A 15982-nucleotide genomic window follows, 5' to 3' on the forward strand; every position below is an offset into this window, starting at 1 on the left:
CGGTGCGGCGGCCCGCGCGCGGCGCTTTACCGGTCGGCGGACAAATCCGCGGCCGGGTCGACGGTGATGCGGCCGGAATCGGTGTCGTAGTCGTACAACTCGCCGTAGCGGCCCCAGTCGATGGCCAATTCCAGCTGGCGGCGGGCGTCCTCGTCGGAGAAGCCGCGCCGCAGCAGATCCAGCACGAAGTCCGCGCGCACGCTGCCCTCGGCGCTGCCGATGAGCGCGCTGCAGATGGTGCGCACCAGCGGGGCGCGCCGGCGGGCCTGGTCGGCGAAAATGCGTTTGGAACCCTGGATGTCGGCATTGACGATGCGCGCGCCCACATTGGTGAGGATGACGTCGCCGGAGTCGACGGTGAGGAATCCGAGCAGGGCGGCGGCGTCGACGAGGGGCAGCAGGTCGTCGAGTTCGAAGTTGAGTTCGTCGGCGACCTCGGGCAGATCGGCGCGGCCGTGGCTGCCCCACACCAGCTCCAGCAGGCCCGCGATGCCGCCGACGGAGGCATCCGGCAGCGGCGTGGCGAACGGGGTGGCCGAATCCGGTGTGGCGGTGGCTATTTCGGTGTCGCGGCCGGTGAGCAGGCCGTAGATGTGATCGACCAGGGCGGCGAAGCCCGGGGCGCGGCGATTGCGCGGGCGCGGCTGGTCCACGCCGACCTCGGCGATGATGTGGCCGGGATTGGCGCCCAGCACCACCACGCGGTCGGCCAGCAGCACCGCCTCCTCGATATTGTGGGTGACGATGCAGATGCATTTGGTGGGGAAATCGGTGGTCGCCCACAGGTTCACCAGTTCGGTGCGCAGGTTCTCCGCGGTCAGCACATCCAGCGCGGAGAACGGTTCGTCCATGAGCAGCAGATCCGGTTCCAGCACCAGGGCGCGCGCGAAGCCGACGCGCTGGCGCATGCCGCCGGACAGCTCCTTGGGGTAGGCGGTTTCGAAACCGTCCAGGCCGATGCGGTCGATGGCCGCCAGGGCGCGCCGATGCCGGTCGGCGGGGGCGATGCCGCGCGCGGCCAGCCCGAGTTCCACATTGTCCTGCACGCTCAGCCACGGCATCAGCGCGAAGGACTGGAACACCAGGGCCGCACCGGGATTGGAGCCGGTCAACGGGGTGCCGCGGTAGTCGACGTGGCCGTCGGTGGGGGCCAGCAGCCCGGCGATAATGCGCAGGATGGTGGATTTGCCCGAGCCGGAGCGGCCCAGCAGCGCCACGATCTCGCCCTCGCGCAATTGCAGATCGACCTGGTCGAGCACCTGCAGGGGTTCCCCGCCCGCGCCGGTGAACGACATGCGCACCCCGCGCAGATCCATCAGGACCTCGCCGGTGGTGACCGTGTGTGTCATGGGGATTCTCCCGTCTACAGCGAGTAGCGGCGTTGCGCGAGCGCGTACAGCCGCCGCCAGAACAGTCGATTGATGCCGACGACGAAGCTGCTCATCACGAGCACCCCGACCAGGATGCGCGGGAAGTCACCCACCCGGGTGGCGTCGGCGATGTAGGAGCCCAGGCCGGTGGCGACCAGGGTGGTGGGACCGAATTCGACGACCTCGGCCACGATGGAGGCATTCCACGCCCCGCCCGCCGCGGTCAGCGCGCCGGTCACATAGGAGGGGAAGATGGCGGGCAGGATCAGCTTGCGCCACCACAGGTTTCGCGGCAGCCGCAGGTTGGCTGCGGCTTCGCGCAGATCATTGGGGACCGCGGCGGCGCCGGCGATCACATTGAACAGGATGTACCACTGCGCGCCCAGCGCCATGAGCGCGATGGCCGCCCACTGCAGGCTCGCGCCGGTGGCCACCAGGACGGCGGTCACCAGCGGGAACAGGAAGTTGGCGGGGAAGCTGGCCAGCACCTGCACCACCGGCTGCGCCAGGCGGGTCACCTTGGGGTTCAACCCGATCCACACCCCGATCGGCACCCACACCGCACTGGCCACGAGCAGCAGCACGATGACCCGGCCCAGGGTGAGCACACCCAGGAACGCGGCATGGGCGAGTTCGCCGAAGCCGACGATGGTGTGAATGTAGTGCAGCATCAGCACCGCGCCCACGGTGAGTGCGACCGCGACTACCGCGCCGAAGACCACATCGGCGACCCGGCGGCGCAGCACCGGCACATACAGCGGGCGTTCGGCCAGCCCGAACACGGCCATGCCCCGGTCGATCGGATACACCAGCGGCCCCAGCAGCTTGGCCAGCCCGCCGGGAAGGTGGGAGCGGCGCAGCAGATCCAGCACCAGGGACCGTGGCGCGTCGGCGGATTCGGAGTCCTCGACGCGGAAACGCTCCGCCCACACCGTGATCGGCCGCCAGAATGCCACGTTGAGCCCGATCACCATGATGATCATGGTGGCCACCGCCAGCATCACCTTGCCGGTGTCGGATTCGGCGGCCGCGCCGGCCACATAGGAGCCGATGCCCGGCAGCGCGTACTCGCGATTGTTGACGCTGATGGCTTCGGCGGCGGTGAGGAAGAACCAGCCGCCGCCGAAACTCATCATCGCGTTCCACACCAGGGGGAACATGCCCGAGGGCACATCCACCCGCCAGAACCGCTGCCAGCGCGACAAGCGCAGATTGCGGGCGGCCTCGTCGAGTTCGCGCGGCTGGGAGATCAGCGACTGATAGAACGCGAAGGTCATGTTCCATGCCTGGGAGGTGAAGATCGCGAAGATCGACGCGGCCTCCAAACCCAGCGACGAGCCGGGGAACAAGGCGATGAACCCGGTGATGGTGATCGACAGGAAACCCAGGATCGGCACCGACTGCAAAATGTCCAGCAGCGGCAGCAGCACCTTGCCCGCGCGCGGCAGCCGCGCGGCCGCGGTGGCGTAGACGAAGGTGAACGCGATCGACAGGCCCAGCGCGGCGAACATGCGCAGCAGCGACCGCGCCGCATAGTAGGGCAGCTGATCGGGGTCGGTGGACACCGCCGCGGGTGCGTCGGCCTGGTCGAAGGGCACGTTCACCCCCGCCGACACCTTCACCACCACCCAGATCAGCACCGCCGCGCCGACGAACACCGCCGCATCCGCCCACCGCGAGCGCGGCCGGTCCAGGCCCGGATGCGACGAATACGCCCGCACCTGCGTCACTGCTCGGTCACCTTCTCCGGCACGATGCGCCAGGCGACGCTGGTCACCGACGGCTCCAGGCTCAACCGGCTCACCGCGGTCTCCATCTGCCGGTCGTCGCGGCGGTCCCCGGTCAGCTCCGCACGCACCTGCACCCGCCCGGCCACGGTGTCGTGGCTCGAGATCGACACCAGCCGGAAGTCGGTGCGCGTCAACGACTGCACCAGCAGCGCCCGCACATGCGCCTCGTGCGCGTCATCGGTGTCGGCGGTGAAGGCATACAGCGCCTCGGTCTCGCTGCCGTCGGCCACCGGCCGGTCCACCGCGCGCGCCGCGGTGCGCAGCGCGGTGTTCACGATGACCACCACCACCGTGCCCGCCGCCGCCGTCGAGAACATGCCCGCCCCCGCCAGCGCACCCACCGCAGCCGAACACCACAGGGTGGCCGCGGTATTGAGGCCGCGAATATTGAACCCATCGCGCAAGATCACGCCCGCACCCAGGAACCCGATGCCCGACACGATCTGCGCCGCCACCCGCGTCGGATCCGCGGTGGCCCCGGCGAACCCGTGCGCCGACAACAGCACGAACAAGGTCGCACCGGCCGCCACCAGCGCATTCGTCCGCAGCCCGGCCATCCGGGCCCGGTACTGCCGCTCGAACCCGATGATCGCGCCCAGCCCGACACCGGCCCCGAGCCGCAACAGCATTTCCCACGTCGTCACGACGCCTCCCACACAGAGATCGGCGCACTCGAAAAACCGACGCTACCCGGACGCGGGCAGCACACGGCAACGAAAAGGAGTGTCGCCTAGTGAACGATTGGCTAACGGAACTCTGTCCGATCCATCGGGCACGACAACCACCTCCTCGACACCGCGCACACGCACCGAACGGGAGTGGAGACCTGCGAGACCCGCGAGGTAGGGGCACCACTCCTCGTAAGACCTTCAGCACTGCACGGCGTAAACCCACCGCGCGGGTGGGAGCCGGTCGGAGCAACCCCTTAATCCGGGGAAGCCTGTCCTGACCATTGGCGTCTCTCGACGTTTCCGGTCGCCGGCCTGTATCCGTGCAGGAACCTCAGCTAACGACGGCACCTTGCGTCAGCGAGTAAACACCCGCCCACCCCCACCCCGCAACCCGATGTGGCCGCCGTCGCACTCCGCGGCCGCGCCGCCGCGGTCGCACGTCACGGCGTGCGGTTGCTGCCCGATGAACCTCGACGGCCCGCCCGGCGTCGGCGTCCCGCAGCTCGCAACGATCCCGCGCAACCGGGCGAAAAGCCTTCTTGTAGAAGCGATCACCGTTCCATTCGGCAGGCTCGCGCCGAACTTGCCGGGCAACCCTGTGCCGGTGGTTCGGGCTCAGCGGGTTCCGCGGCCGGGCAGTGCGGCCCAGCGCGGCACCCGGCGCCGGTACGCGTCATAGGTCGCCCCCCACCGCTTGTGCAAGGACCGCTCCTCCCAGCGCACGAGACCGGTCACGAACGCCGTCCAGGCCGCGAGGCCGCCGGCCACGGGCAGGCTGCCGAACAGGGCCGCCCAGCCGGCCCACAGGGTGAGCTGGGCGAGGTACATGGGGTTGCGGGAGAGCCGATAGGGGCCGGATCGAGCCAGGTAATCGGGGGTCAGGGCGATCTGCCAGCCCGGCTGGGCCTGCTTCAGATGGGTGGCCACGGTCCAGGCGTAGATGCCGACGCCGGTGATCAGGACCGGAACGCCTGCGGCGAGGTTCGCCGAACCCGGCCGGTCGCGGGACCATCCGTGGCGCTCACCGAGGCTCGACACCGCGATGGGCAGGACCGCGAAGGCCGAGGTGTGCGCCGCGGTCATGAGAGTGAGAGCGGGGAGGGGAGGTATCGTTCCGCGCACGAGATCCAGCGTAGTTCGGTTTGATGCCGTCCGGGGACGGGAGCGGCCCGTCACCGGATCTGCCGGCTCGGGGAGATCGGATGTGCGGCAATCGGATTCTCGCCGCCACGCCGTCCTCGGTCGCGGTGGCCGCCGGCACGCACTCGAGCAGCGGCCCTCGTCATCTCGCCCGCGAGTTACCGCTGTGCGCCCGCGTCCGCGCGATGCGCGAGATCGGCGATGCGGTCGGCGAATTCGCTCCACAGCTCGCGCGGCAGGCTGTGTCCCAGCCCGTCCACGACCAGCAGCTCCGCGCCCGCGATGGCCGCGGCCGTCGCCACGCCGCCGCTGACGTCGATCACCGGGTCGTCGGCGCCGTGCACGACCAGGGTGGGGGCCTGCACCGCGTGCAATTGCGCAGTCCGGTCACCAGAGGCGAGCACCGCGATCAGCTGGCGCATCATCGACACGAAATCGTGGTCGCGGTCGTAGGCGCGGGCGGCGGTGGCCCTCACGGCGGCCTCGTCGAAGATGAAGCCCGGTGAGGCCAGCGCGCGGGTGACCGTGACTCGCCACGCGATATAGCCGTCGCGGTCCTGTGGCGGCGGGCCGCCCGCGCCGAACGCGCCCGGCTTCGCCGCGCCCACGGCGGGATTGCCGGTCGTCGACGACATCGAGGTCAGCGAGCGCACCCGCTGCGGGTGTTCGGCCGCCACCGTCTGGGCGATCATTCCGCCCTGCGACAGGCCGACCAGGTGCGCACTCCCGATCTCGAGCGCGTCGAGGAGTCCGACGGTATCGGCCGCCATGTCCGACAGGTCGTAGGCCGCCGAGGACAGGTCGCCGCCCATGGCCGCCATGTTGTCGGGGGCGGGCGCGTCGGCGAGGTGGGTCGAGTGGCCGGAATCGCGGTTGTCGAATCGGATCACCCGGAAACCGCGCTCGACCAACCCATCGCAGAACCCTTGTGGCCAATGCACCAGCTGTGCGCCACCACCCATGATCAACACCAGCGCCGGGTCCGATGGATTCCCGAGGGATTCGTAGGCGATGTCCATCTTCGCCGGCCCGACACCCACTGCCGTCTGCTCGCTCACAGATCCTCGCCTTCTCCGCGCCGCCATGGCTCGGACCTGCGAGTATGCCCCCATACCGGGCCCTTGCCGCAAGCCCGCCCGGCCGGGCTATGGTGAAGTGGGAGGGATCGGCGCACGGTGATCGCGGCAGCGGTGGCCCGTTCGCGCCGTCGTTCACGGTGCGCGTCGAAATCCATTGGGGGATTTGATCTTCGGAGTGAAGATACCGAACGATATGTTCAAATCAAGTGCGACATGGGACGTTTCGTGCGGTCCTACGATGGTTCGACCGAACGGTCGAGCATGGAGGACGCGATGCGCAAGCTGACCATCGACAATCTGTACGACGATCTCCTGCAATGGGTGGCGGCCGATGTGGGCGCGGTGAACGAGGCGCTGGCCGTGTCGAAGGACAGGGGCTGGGAGCAGTGGTGCGTGGTGCAGTTCCTGCGCTGGCAGCATCATCAGCGCAGTGCCGAGCGGGGGGTGAACTATCAGCGGGAGTTGAGCATTGCCCGCCGCCGCTACGACATCGCCTACAACTGTGAGGCGGAAGCCGATGCCGGGGAGTATCCGGTGTTGCTGACCCAGTGGAAGGCGATGAAGGGTCCGGTCAGCTATGACATGTTCGGTGATATCGGCACGCTCACCGAGGTCGGCAAACACTGGCGCAACCTCGGGCGGCGCTGGGTGCCGGTGCTGGTCGGATTGTCCACGAGCGGGGCGGAATTCCCGGGGGTCAAGGAACTACCGGGCATCCCGAACGCGCAGGTGCGGGTGTTCGTCTCCACCGAGGAGACCTGGGAGCGTTTCCGCAACGCCTTCTGACCCGCGCGGGGGCATCAGCCCCGATACATGCCGCGGTAGGCGGCGATGGTCTGCACCAGGTGATCGACGATCTGGTCGCGGGTGGCGCGCAGGGTGCCGTTGAGCCAGGCCGAGAACATGCCGGCATTGCCCGAGGCCATGGTGACCGCGGCGACGCGGCGCTGCACCGGATCGTCGATGTGGGCGAACAGGTGATCCTGGATCAGGCGGGTGAAGGCGGGCATGACCGCGATGGTGGTCTGGCCCAGGCCCGTCGAGGAATACGGTTCGACCAGGAACAGCCGGGATTTGCGGGGATCCTCGAGGACCTTGTCGACCAGGATCTCCGACAGGGCGCGGTCGCGGGTGGGGTCGTCGACGACGGCGAAGGCGGTCATGGGTTCGAGGAATTCGTCGGCGATCTGGCGGTAGAGGACGTCGAGCAGTTCGTCTCGGCTGGCGAAGGATTCGTAGAAGTAGCGATCGGTCAGGTTGGCCTTGCGGCAGACCGCGCGCATGGTGACCGCGCCCGCACCGGACTCGCCGATCAGGTCGAGGGCGGCGTCGAGCAGGGCGGCGCGACGCGCCTCACGGCGTTCGGTGAGGGTCGTTCCGCCCCAGATGCGGGGTTCGGCGTCGGAGGAGGGCTGGCCTGTCTGCACCGGGTCAAGGGTAGCGCCCGTGCGCGCCTGCGCGTGCACGCCCGGTGACCCGGTGCCGATGATCGCGGGTCAGCGCAGGACCACGCAGGCGCTGCCGAGGTTGATTCCGGTGCCGACCTCGAAGTAGTCGGTGGCCGCCGAACCCCAGTAGGAGTCGGCGTAGATGCGGTGCCGGCCGGTGGCCTGCGGGGTCCAGGTGGTGGTGGCGCGGCCGTCGCGGCCGATGGTCACCGACTGCGGGTTGAACGTGCCGTAGGCGCCGATGTCGTAGAACCAGGCCGAATCACCGCTGCGGCCTTCCACGGTGACGGTGTAGGAGCAGCCCGAACCGTAGCGCGGGCCGCCCAGGGAGATGGAGTTGCTCGACGAGACGTCCACGCGCCACACCTCGGCATGGGCGGCGGGCGCGATGAGCACCGCGGCCGAGGCCAGGGCGGCGAAGGTGGTGGCGGCGGTGGCGAAAGCCGATGTGCGGGACCGGATCATGGGTGATCATCCCCTTGCAGGAAGCGCGGATGAGGGAAACTGCCGATGGATGGGCAGGCCACTCCCCGCAGCGCGCACTGCCCGGCGACACCATTGGCGCACATACGCCAGTGTCGGCGCATCCTCGGTGCGACACGCGCGGAACGGACTACTCGTTCGGTACTCGGTCACGGTGCATGCCGCGCCCCGGAATCCCGGCTATCGCAGCGCTATCCGAGCAGTTCGTCGATGTAGCACCAGCGCCAGGATTCGCCCGGTTCCACGCTGCGCATGACCGGATGCCCGGTGGTGTCGAAATGCTTCTCGGCGTGGCGGCCGACCGAGGAGTCGCAGCAGGCGACGTGCCCGCAGTCCAGGCACATGCGCAGATGCACCCATTCCAGGCCCTCCTCCAGGCATTCGCCGCACGCGTCGGGGGTGTCGGGCACCTGCACGGTGGGGGCCTCGCGCAGATGCGTGCAGTCCCCGGTCATGGTGGCGGTCAACGGTTCCCCGGTTTCGCCGGCCTCGGCGATGCGGTCGATGGTGGATTCCTCGATATCGAGGGTGGCCATCACCTGCTGCAGCACCTCGTGGTCGATGGTGCCGGCATCGCGCACGGTGAGCACGGTGTCGCGTTCGGCGGCCAGCATGGCCAGCCGCAGCCGCCGGTACTCGCCGCTGGGGGTGATGCGCTGGGATTCCGAGCGCCCCAGCAGCTCCCACGCCGAGCGCGCCCGCATGGTGACCCGGTTGCGCAGCGCCGCCACCACCTCCGGTGGCGTCTCGGGGGTGATGTTGGCTTCCAGGGCCGCCAGTCCCGCCGTGGTGGCCTGCTGCAGCAGATTGGCTTCCTGCAGCAGGTCCTCGGCGTGGCTGGGCCCGCGCAGCCGCAGCGCCCGCACCAGCCACGGCAGCGACATGCCTTGCAGCAGCAATGTTCCGGCGACCACCACCACCGCCAGCAGGATCAGCGTCGCCCGTTCGGGCGTGTCCTCGGGCAGCAGCAGCGCCGCGGCCAGGGTGACCACCCCGCGCATGCCCGCCCACGACACCACCGCGGGCCCGGTCCAATGCGGTTTCGGCTTGCCCAGTCGCCGTCCTTCGACCCGCCAGGCCAGGAAAGTGGACGGGAACACCCACAGCGGCCGCGCCACGATCACCGTCACCAGTACCGCCGCGCAGGTGAGCAGCAGTGTGGAATGCGGCAGATCGCTGTGCCAGGCGTCCTCCACGAAATGCCGCACCTGCAACCCGATGAGCAGGAACACCGCGCTCTCCAGCAGGAATGCGATGGTGCGCCAATTGGTGTGCTCGGAAATCCGTGAGGCCGCGCTCTGCCAGCGCGGCGCCTGATAGCCGAGAATGAGCCCGCAGGTGACCACCGCGATCACCCCGGAGGAATGCACCGCCTCGGCCGGCAGATACGCCAGCCACGGGGCCAGCAGCGACACACTCGTATCCAGCACCGGATCGCTGATGCGCCGGCGCAGGAACGCCAGCACCAGCGCCGCCGCCACCCCGATGAGCGCACCGCCCCCGGCCGCGGCGATGAAGTCCGCGCCCGCCTCCCACAGGGTGATCGTGCCCGCCATGGCGGCGATGGCGGTGCGCAGCGTGGTCAGCGCGGTCGCGTCGTTGAACAGCGACTCACCCTCGAGCAGCGTCACGATCCGCCGCGGCATCCCCACCCGCCGCGCCACCGCGGTCGCGGCCACCGCATCCGGCGGCGCCACCACCGCCCCGATCGCCACCGCCGCCGCGAACGGCACCGGCAGCAGCCAGTACACCACCGCCCCCACCGCGAACGCGGTGAACAGCACCAGCCCCACCGACAGCAGCGTGATGGAGAGCTTCTTGGGTTTGAAATCGACCAGCGAAGTCCGAATCGCGGTGGTGTACAGCAACGGTGGCAGCAATCCCAGCAGCACCAGCTCGGGTTCCACATCGACCTCGGGCACGAACGGCAGATAGGAGGCGATCACCCCCGCCACGGTGAGCACGAACGGCTCCCCGAACCCGAACCGGCGGGCCAGGGCCGCCAGCCCCACCGCCACCGCCACCAGCACGACGAGCCCGAACGCGACCTCCACAAACGATCATCGTGCCAGCCCCGGTGTGTCGCGCCCGCACCGGCCATGGCGTGTCGGCGCCGTGGGCTCGGCCCTCAGGACCGGCGCGGCGCCGATTCCAGGGGTTTGCCCGCGTCGCGCCAGGCGGTGATGCCGCCGGCGAGGCTGGTGGCGTCGAAGCCGGCGCGGCGGGCCAGGGCGGCGTAGCGCAGCGACAGCTCGCCCACGGGGCAGACGAAAACCAGTGGGCGTGAACGGGAGAAGGGGATGCCGTGGGTGAACATGTCGTCGAGTTGGTCGTCGCGGATATTGAGGGCGCCGGGGACGTGGCCGATGCGGTAGGCCATGGCGCCGCGGGTGTCGACGATGGTGGGGCGGGCCTGGCGGTCGAGAGTTTCCAGGGCGTCGGGGGACAGGGTGGGGGTGGCGGCGAGTTCGGCGGGCGTCGGGCCGGTTTCGCGGCCGGGGCGGCCGAAGAGTTCGGGGCGGCGTTTGCGGATGTAGGACAGGTAGGGTTCGAGGCGGTCGCAGACGATGAACACCGCGATCAGGGGGCGGTCGGTGGGTGAATGGTCCACGGCGGACAGGAAATCCAGGGCGGCGGCGTAGGTGGCGCCGCTGGTGGGGCCGGCCAGCACGCCGTGGCGGGTGGCCAGTTCGACGGTGGCGTCGACGGCGCGCCCGGCCTCGACGGGGAGGATGCGGTCGTAGAAGTCGGGTTGGAACAAGCCGACGTCCCACAGTTCGGTTTCCGAGCGGATGCCGGGGATGAAGTCGCTGCGTTCGGAGACCACCGCGATGGTGCGCAGCTCCGGATTGTGTTTGCGCAGAAAGGTGGCCGCGCCGCGGGTGGAGCCGGTGGTGCCCAGCCCGCCGAGCAGGACATCGACGCGGGTGATGCCGTCGCGGGCCAGATCGTCGTGGATCTCGCGGCCGGTGCCCCCGTAATGGGCCTCGATGTTCTTCTCGCTGGTGTACTGCGAGGGGTGATGCCAGGCGTGCGGGTCGCGGGCCATGGTGGCTTCGATGACGGAGTAGACGTCGTTGGGCGCGGTCGGATCCGGGCATTCCGACAGCCCGGGCAGCTCCTCGATGTCGGTGCCGAACAGTTGCAGCATCTCGCGCACCTCGGCGACCTTGATGCGGTTGGTGACCGCCCGCAGCCCGATGCCGTGCAGGGCGCCCAGGATGCGCAGCGCCTTGGCGGTATTGCCGCTGGAGGCCTCGATGAGAGTGCGTCCGCCGGTGATGATCTCGTCGAGTTCGTCGCGGATCATGCCCCAGGCGACGCGGTCCTTGACCGAGCCGAAGGGGTTGAACGATTCGAGTTTGGCGTAGAGCTCGACATTCGGCAGTCCGTGCACGGCCGGATCCAGTCGCAGCAGGGGAGTGTTGCCGATGAGCTCGGTGATGTGGTCGTAGCGCATCATTGCACCCCGTGCCATTGCGGTACCGGCCGGCCGGGCTGGTAGTCGTGGTCGCGGCAGACCGCGAAACCGCTGTCGTGCACGGTGACCGCGAGCTTGGGCGGCAGTGGATGCATGGACGCGCACGCTGCCGAGAGGTCCATGTGGTAGGCGGCGGTATTGGGGAACACCAGCAGGTCACCGGGTTGCGGGCGGTGCGGCAGCCACACCTTGTGATTGGTGATCAGATCGCGTTCCAGGCACAACCGCCCGGCCAGGAACACCCCCACCGCACCGGAATTCGGCGTGGTGTGCGCGCGGGCGGGCAGCAGCAGCGGGTCGACCATCACCTCCTGATCGGCGGGGGTGACGGTGTCGCGGCTGACATCGAGATTGACCAGGGTGGCGCCGTCGGCGGTCTGTTTGACGAATTCGACGCGGGCGACGGTGATCCCGGCGTGATCGACCAGCGCCTTGCCCGGCTCCAGCCAGATCTCGAGCAGATTCTCCGCCGCGATCTGGGCGATGGTGCGCCCGCCGTGCGCGTCGAGCCCGGCGGTGAGCAGATCGGCCAGCATCGCCTCGGCGGGCACGGTATTGGCGTATTTGTGGAACACCGGGGTGCCGTGCACGGCGCCGCCGTCGAGATGGAAGCCGAAGGTGTTGCCGCCCCACGCCATCGGCTCCCCGCGCCCGAGCAGCGATTCGCGCAGCGCGACCACATAGGCGTCGAAGGCGTCGGCGTCGGCGGTGAACACCTGCCGGAAGCCGCCGCCGATATCGAGCACCGTCGGAGTGAGCCCGTGTTCGTAGGCGCGTTCGGTGAGCTCGAGACAGGTGTCCACGGCGCGGATGCGTTCGGCGGGCTCGCCGGAGTCGATGTGGAAGGCGAAGCCCGCGAACGCGATCCGCTCCCGATGGGCGGCCAGCACCGCGAGGGCTTCGTCGGCCTGCGCCAGCGGCACCCCGAACCGGCTCACCGGTGCGCCCGCGAACCCCGACAGCCGCACCAGCACCGGCACCCGCGCCCCCGCGGCGGCCAGCTCGGTGATGCGCCGCAACTCCCACACATTGTCGACATTGACCGTCATCCCGGTGCCGAGCAGCTCGCGCAGGAACACCTCGCCCTTGGGCCCGGTCACTTCGATGCGGTCGGTCGAGAAGCCCGCGCGCACCGCCCCCGCCAGCTCCGCCGCCGAGGCCACGTCGATGCCGATCCCGGCATGCTCGGCGGTGCGCACGAACGCCGCGGAGTGATTGACCTTGTGCGCGTAGCAGATCCGATACCGGCTCGGCTGGGCGTCCAGCACCGCGCGCAGCCGGGCGAGATTGTCGGCGAACACCTGCGGGAACACCAGATGCGCCGGCGACCCGAACCGGTCCAGGGCGTCCTCGGCCGCGCCGGGCGCATCGAGGAACGCGCGCACCAGCGGATGAATCTTCGCCGGCAGTCGCGGCGCGGTCGCAGCCGTCATACGGCCGTTTCCGTGGTGGCCGGGGTGGGCAGCTCGACGGTCGGGTTGTAGCCGCTGTCGCGCAACGCCTCGAAGGCGCGATGACGGTTGCGGGGACTGCGGAATTCGGCGGTGACGCGCTTGCTGATCAGGTCGATCTCGTGCACCGCGATATCCATCGACTCCAGCACCCCGGTAATGGTGCGCACGCAATGCTTGCAGGTCATGTCCGGCACGAAGAACAACTGATCGGCCGCGGCCAGTTCGATGCTGTCGGAACCGGTGTCGGCGGGCACCTCGGCGATGCTCAACCGTCCCACCACCGCGGTGAACAACTCGGTGAACTTGTCCACCACCACCGGCAGCAGGCTGTAGTGCGCGCCGTCGAGCTGATGGGGCATGGCCGCCAGGCAGGCCGGGCGGGTGCCCGGCGGCAGCAGCGCGTACTGGCGCGAGATCAGGTCCAGCTCTTCGTGATAGCGGGCGATGGCCTCCTCGACGGTCAAACCCTCCACATGGGTGGCGCGGCGCATGGTGCGGTGCGCGTCCTCGATGGTCATGTCCTTCATCGCCCGCAGCGTGGCGACCGTCTCGGCGGAATAGCGGACTGTGCCGTCGGGCTGGGTGGCCAGGGTGACCGCGATCATGCCGCGCCGGTAACTCGACGCCTGCAACTCCCAGAACCAGCGGGTCGCGACCGCGGAGTAGATGCCCGAATCCCGCATGCCCGCCGCGAATTCGGCCGGCGTGCGATAGGGCGTCCAGCGGGCCAGCAGCGCGTGCTGGGCCAGCGCCCGCCCGCACGCCTCGATGCCGACGCGGAAGATCTCGGCCGGTTCGTGATCGGTGGTGGTGCCCTCGAGCACCGCGCGCTCACGCTCGGACAACCCCGCGATCCGGCGTGCGAGGGCCGCATCGGCCTCGATCGAATGCCACAACCCGAGCACCGCCTCGCGCATGGCGATCGGCACGATCGGCCCCAGCCCGCCGGCGTGGAAATGCCCGGTATTGGGCACCCCGTCGCTGTCGGTCCAGGCGATGCGATGGGTGGCGCTGGTGACCTGCTCGGCGCGGCACGGGCGCATGAACCGTTCCAGATACAGTCGCTGCGACAGCGTCAGATGCGATCCCGGCTCGAAACGCACCGGCGTGCACGTGTATTCCATGCGGCGCGCCGGGGGTGCGGCCGGGGTGAGGCCCAGTCCGGGGCGGGCCACACCGGCCAGCACGCGGGAGGCGGCGCGGCGGTCGTAGCGGGGTGGATGGCCGTTGCTCGTCATGTGACCTCCTCGGCGATCGTGGCGACACACTGGGCGAACCGGTCGATCTCCTCGGCGCTGGTGTAGAGGTGGGTGCTCACCCGCACCGAATCCTGCTCCGCGCCGGCCGCTCCGGTCGGCACGCAGTGCGCGCCGGTGCGGACCAGGAATCCGAGCTCGCCGAGCACGAAACCCAGGTCGCCGGAACTGATTCCGGGCACGGTGAAGGAGACGATGCCGTAGCCGGTTTCGCACGGGGCGTGCGCGGGACCGGGCGCGAACTCCAGTCCCGGCACCGCGCGCAGACCCGCGAGCAGCCGCTGGGTCAGCGCCCGATTGTGGGTGCGGATCGTGTCGAGCCCGACCTGCTCGAGCACCTCGAGCGCCGCACCCAGGGCCAGAATGCCCGGCAGATTGTGCGTGCCGCCCTCCAGCCGGTGCGGCATCGCGCCCCCGGACAGCTCCGAATCCACCAGTGACACACCGGAATTGCCGCCCGGCAGGAACGGCGTCAGCTCGTCGTGGCGGCGCCTGCGGCAATACAGCACCCCCGTGCCCGGCGCGCCGAACATCTTGTGCGCGGAGAACACCGCGAAATCGGCGCCCAGCTCCGCCACCCGCACCGGCAGATGCCCGCCGCTCTGACTGCAATCGAAACACAGCGCGATCCGCGGATCGATGCGCCCGCGCAACTCCTCGAGGGTGGTGAGCCCGCCGAACACATGATGCAGATGCGCCACCGTGATCAACCGCGTCCGCCCGCTGATCCGCGCCGCCACATCCTCGATATCGGCCTCACCCAGCGCATTCACCCGATACGGCACCAGCGTGACAGTGCGCCCGAATCCGGCCAGCAGCCGCCGCAGATGCTGCCACGGATACACATTCGACGCATGATCGCGCGGACTGTAGAGAATCTCGTCCCCATCCCGCAGATTCGTCAACCCCCACGCCAGCGCCACCGCGTTCAACCCCGCCGTGGCGCCCCCGGTGAACACCACCTCATCGGCGTCGGCCCCGATGAACCCCGCCATCCGCTCCCGCACCCGCTCGATCTCGGCCGCCAAACTCGTCGCCCACGCATACGTCCCCCGCCCCGCATTGGCCGTGCGCGACCGGTGATACCGCCCCACCGCCTCGATCACAGCAGCCGGCTTCTGCGTGGTAGAGGCCGAATCCAGATAAACCTCCGCAGCCTCGGCAAGCGCGGGAAACATCCCCCGCACAGCCGATCCCGCCGGTCCCCGGGCGGCGGCGGGCCCGGCGGTGTTCGCAGGCGCAGAAGACCGCACCGTGCCGCCTCCCTCCGAGGAGTACGCGCTGGACGCCACCAACGATACGCACATTTGGACACCGCCCGAAGCTTCTCGCGTGCAACCCCTTTCGCCGACACCGCTTCGTTACCGCCCCAAACGAACCCCACCCACCCCGACCCCAGCACGCCCCACACTTCTATGACGTGCCGGTTCGGCTCCCACCACCGCCTGCCCTGCCCGGCCCGCCCGATCACATCGTCCCCTGGGTTGTCCGATTGCCGCCAGAGCCCGCCCGGCTCACCCGCTCCGGCGCGCCCCTACTCGCGCAGTGCCGCCCCCGGGATGAACGGCGCGTACATCCTCATCCCGCATTCACGCCCCCAAGAGTGAAACGACACCGACTGGGAACTGGTGGCGGCATTTCGCGAGAGCCCCCCGCCACCAGTTCCCGGTCGGTGATGTTTCAGATTGGCCCCCGCCTCCCAGACCGGCCGCACCGACCGCTGCTCACCGCGGGTCGAGCACACGGCCGCGCCGAATGCTCGTCGGCGCCAGCGGGTTGGCGAGTCGGCGTTCCGGGACCGCCCGCCCAC

13 protein-coding genes and 1 riboswitch are annotated in these 15982 nt (G+C 69.7%); of the genes, 1 reads left to right on the top strand and 12 read right to left on the bottom strand.

Features of this window, described 5'->3' with window-relative positions:
- Window positions 1-26: 26 nt before the first annotated feature.
- The 5 genes from ACFVIV_RS37445 to ACFVIV_RS37465 all read right to left on the bottom strand — a co-directional run bounded on the left by ACFVIV_RS37445 (window position 27) and on the right by ACFVIV_RS37465 (window position 6029).
- Window positions 27-1349, bottom strand: a complete 1323-nt coding sequence (locus ACFVIV_RS37445) for a nitrate/sulfonate/bicarbonate ABC transporter ATP-binding protein (RefSeq protein WP_379204815.1) — start codon at window positions 1347-1349, stop codon at window positions 27-29.
- A gap of 14 nt (window positions 1350-1363) precedes the next feature.
- The gene (locus tag ACFVIV_RS37450) at window positions 1364-3100 is read right to left on the bottom strand and encodes an ABC transporter permease (protein WP_379204817.1); all 1737 of its coding nucleotides are present in this window, start codon (window positions 3098-3100) and stop codon (window positions 1364-1366) included.
- Window positions 3097-3804, bottom strand: coding sequence for an MgtC/SapB family protein (locus tag ACFVIV_RS37455; protein WP_379204819.1), 708 nt, complete (start codon window positions 3802-3804; stop codon window positions 3097-3099). The genes ACFVIV_RS37450 and ACFVIV_RS37455 overlap by 4 nt, the downstream gene beginning before the upstream one ends.
- A gap of 202 nt (window positions 3805-4006) precedes the next feature.
- Window positions 4007-4181, bottom strand: a riboswitch (M-box (ykoK) riboswitch).
- Between the two features lie 265 nt (window positions 4182-4446).
- A complete protein-coding gene (locus tag ACFVIV_RS37460; RefSeq protein ID WP_379204821.1) occupies window positions 4447-4953 on the bottom strand; it encodes a methyltransferase family protein in 507 nt (168 codons plus the stop codon).
- 176 nt (window positions 4954-5129) lie between these two features.
- The gene (locus ACFVIV_RS37465; RefSeq protein WP_379204823.1) at window positions 5130-6029 is read right to left on the bottom strand and encodes an alpha/beta fold hydrolase; all 900 of its coding nucleotides are present in this window, start codon (window positions 6027-6029) and stop codon (window positions 5130-5132) included.
- A 294-nt stretch (window positions 6030-6323) separates the two neighbouring features.
- Between ACFVIV_RS37465 and ACFVIV_RS37470 the strand changes: the two genes are divergently transcribed.
- Window positions 6324-6836: a hypothetical protein gene (locus ACFVIV_RS37470; protein WP_379204825.1), complete on the top strand. Its 513-nt coding sequence runs from the start codon at window positions 6324-6326 to the stop codon at window positions 6834-6836.
- 14 nt (window positions 6837-6850) lie between these two features.
- On the opposite strand, the gene ACFVIV_RS37475 is transcribed toward ACFVIV_RS37470, so the two are convergent.
- The 7 genes from ACFVIV_RS37475 to ACFVIV_RS37505 form a co-directional block, all read right to left on the bottom strand.
- Window positions 6851-7477: a TetR/AcrR family transcriptional regulator gene (locus tag ACFVIV_RS37475; RefSeq protein ID WP_379204827.1), complete on the bottom strand. Its 627-nt coding sequence runs from the start codon at window positions 7475-7477 to the stop codon at window positions 6851-6853.
- A 69-nt stretch (window positions 7478-7546) separates the two neighbouring features.
- A complete protein-coding gene (locus tag ACFVIV_RS37480) occupies window positions 7547-7963 on the bottom strand; it encodes a hypothetical protein (RefSeq protein ID WP_379204829.1) in 417 nt (138 codons plus the stop codon).
- Window positions 7964-8172: 209 nt separating this feature from the next.
- Window positions 8173-10035 carry a Na+/H+ antiporter gene (locus ACFVIV_RS37485; RefSeq protein WP_379204831.1) on the bottom strand — a complete coding sequence of 621 codons (1863 nt, stop codon included), beginning with the start codon at window positions 10033-10035 and terminating at the stop codon, window positions 8173-8175.
- A 74-nt stretch (window positions 10036-10109) separates the two neighbouring features.
- Window positions 10110-11459 (bottom strand): pyridoxal-phosphate dependent enzyme, encoded by a 1350-nt coding sequence (locus ACFVIV_RS37490; RefSeq protein ID WP_379204833.1) that lies wholly within the window; start codon window positions 11457-11459, stop codon window positions 10110-10112.
- Window positions 11441-12895 carry an alanine racemase gene (locus ACFVIV_RS37495; RefSeq protein WP_379204834.1) on the bottom strand — a complete coding sequence of 485 codons (1455 nt, stop codon included), beginning with the start codon at window positions 12893-12895 and terminating at the stop codon, window positions 11441-11443. Before ACFVIV_RS37495 ends, ACFVIV_RS37490 begins: the two co-directional genes overlap by 19 nt.
- Window positions 12892-14154 carry a heavy-metal-associated domain-containing protein gene (locus tag ACFVIV_RS37500; RefSeq protein WP_379204836.1) on the bottom strand — a complete coding sequence of 421 codons (1263 nt, stop codon included), beginning with the start codon at window positions 14152-14154 and terminating at the stop codon, window positions 12892-12894. The genes ACFVIV_RS37495 and ACFVIV_RS37500 overlap by 4 nt, the downstream gene beginning before the upstream one ends.
- Window positions 14151-15479 carry an aminotransferase class V-fold PLP-dependent enzyme gene (locus tag ACFVIV_RS37505; protein ID WP_379204838.1) on the bottom strand — a complete coding sequence of 443 codons (1329 nt, stop codon included), beginning with the start codon at window positions 15477-15479 and terminating at the stop codon, window positions 14151-14153. Before ACFVIV_RS37505 ends, ACFVIV_RS37500 begins: the two co-directional genes overlap by 4 nt.
- Between the last annotated feature and the right edge of the window lie 503 nt (window positions 15480-15982).

The organism is Nocardia sp. NPDC127526 (assembly GCF_042672265.1).
Classification (GTDB): Bacteria; Actinomycetota; Actinomycetes; order Mycobacteriales; family Mycobacteriaceae; genus Nocardia.